The organism is Variovorax sp. JS1663 (genome assembly GCF_002157355.1).
Classification (GTDB): Bacteria; Pseudomonadota; Gammaproteobacteria; order Burkholderiales; family Burkholderiaceae_C; genus Variovorax.
The window spans coordinates 1-2,206 of the sequence record NZ_LYMK01000120.1 but is presented as its reverse complement, the minus strand read 5'-3'; the positions used below and the strand labels follow the sequence as shown (position 1 = coordinate 2,206).

Annotated in this window: 1 protein-coding gene and 1 pseudogene; both read right to left on the bottom strand. The window is 64.0% G+C overall.

Annotated features, from left to right (window positions below; all coding sequences use genetic code 11):
- Nucleotides 1-1,199 (bottom strand): annotated as a pseudogene (locus tag A8M77_RS35940) (PD40 domain-containing protein); the annotation flags it as partial.
- Nucleotides 1,200-1,410: 211 nt separating this feature from the next.
- Nucleotides 1,411-2,206: hypothetical protein (locus tag A8M77_RS36365; protein ID WP_158101064.1), on the bottom strand; the 796-nt coding region annotated here is incomplete at its 5' end.

Below are 2,206 nucleotides of genomic sequence, written 5' to 3'. Positions count from 1 at the left end.
TTGGCCGCTGCGATGGCGATCTTCTTGGCCCTGACTCCCGCGGAATCGCCCGACACGCCCGGCACGACGTAGTACGGGCTCCACACGGGCGCACCGCCAAACGGGTTGGCCTTCAGTGCGCTGGCATAGACGCGCCCGTCCGGGCCCACGGCCATGGCCTGTGCCAGCACGCCACCGGATGCAGCGGAGTTGGGCGACACGGCAATGACGCATTGGTCCGCATAGAAATCCACATAGCCGCCGAGCACGCCGCCCCCGCCTTGCGGCGTCGTGGCAAGGCAGTTCTTCGGCACACGGGCCCAGTCGGTCTCAAAAGCTGCGACGGTGGGCCAGTTGAACGTGACGGGGCTGCCGGCCCGTGGGCGGGTGGTCAACGTTTTGGGGCTCCCCAAACCGCCAGCCAACAGGGTGGCATCCGGAGACATGACGGTCCGTACGAGCGGGAGCTGCTGTATGAACTGACGATTGCTGCCATCCGCATTGATTTCCATCAGGCCTTCTGCACCGAAGTTGAAATAGAGGATCGATGCGCCGTTCGGTTCCCATGCTGGTTTGCGCGAGCCAGTATCAAGCAGGCGGTCGTAGTTGGAGTTGCTGAGCGACTCGACCCAAAGGTTGTCGTTCCCATCGGCATACGCATAGACGTCAGCTGACGTTGGAGACCAATCAAGGTTGGGAGAGTGGAGACCGACTTGCAAGGTGCGCAGAAGGCTTTTGTCTTTGCCATCGGGCTTCATGGTCCACAGCGACTTCCCCCAAGGGGAGGACGGGGTAACCCCCGCTACGTAGGCCAGTCGAGATCCGTCGGGCAACCACGTGACTGCGACCGTGCTTGCATCGCTGGTCAGCTGAACTATGTTGGACCCATCGAGGTCCATGACATAGACGTCTTGGCCCGTGCCGGGACCTCTCAGAAAGGCGATCTTCTTGCCATTGGGCGAGACCCGGGGCGAGAAGCCATCGGTCAGCATGGTGACCGTGCTGTTGGCAGGCGACACCTTGCCGATGCTGCCCTGCTCAGTATTCACCCCGAAAACGATGGGGCCGTTCTCGCCTGGGTACGTGGCGCGGGCCGGGGTGATCGAGCCCATCGCGATGGCCAGGGTTGCGAGCACCAGGCCAATGCACTTCAGCCGGCGCGCAGGTTTGCGCGACGACGCTTTGGATGGGGTGATGACGCGGGAACTGAGTGTCGACATGAACGCTCCTCAATAGCAAAGTTTCGAGAAAACCATGCTATGGACCGCTCGGGACAGACTGTCAGCGATGAAGCAAAGAATCAGAATCGAAGCCGGCCTGCCGACGCTGGCCAACGAAGGCATGCGCAGTTCGATGAGCCGCAAGGACAACTGCGCCACCCCGCGCGGCACGACACCCACCACCGGTCCCGAAGGTGGGTGCCGTACTTGCTTACTGCGGGTACACGCGCGTGACCAGCACCTGGGTCGGGAGATTCAGAGAGGCTCCCTGAGAGATCGACACCGTTCGACCCTGGTCGGTGATCTGATTGGCGGGCAGCTGCGTCTGCCACGAGGACGCCAGGCTGGGGTTGTTGCGCTCCTGCAAGTAGGCCTTGCCCGTCGCATCCAGGAACATCACGCTGGCTTGGGCGTTCGTGCGCACCAGCGCCACGTCACTGGCCTTGGACAGGACCGTGCCCGCCGGGGTCGGCATCGTGACCCAGCCAGCCCAGTTGCCACTGGGGTCGCGCAGCACCTGCTGGATCTGGCCCTGGCTGCCATCGGCCGCGGTCGTGATGGCCAGCACGTTCGTGTTCAGATCGTCCGAGGAGGCAATGGCCAGCGCCTGGGTGTTCATGCCTTGCGGACCGGGCACCTGGGCAAAGGACGTCCAGTTGCCCGCCGGCCAGCGCACGCGGTGGTACAGGCTGCCATCCGCCAGACCGTTGGCGATCACCTGCGCATTGCCCGCCGACGTGGGCGAGCTGCCGTTGATGGCGATGGCGACATCACGTGCCGCAAAGTTGGCCCAGCCCCCAGCACCATCGAGCAGGTTGAAGCCCGACCAGCTGCCATTGGGGTACTGCATGGCGTGGTACACCGAGTCGTTGGCGGTGTTGATGATGACCGCCTGGAAGCTGCCGTCCTTGGCCGCTGCGATGGCGATCTTCTTGGCCCTGACTCCCGCGGAATCGCCCGACACGCCCGGCACGACGTAGTACGGGCTCCACACGGGCGCACCGCCA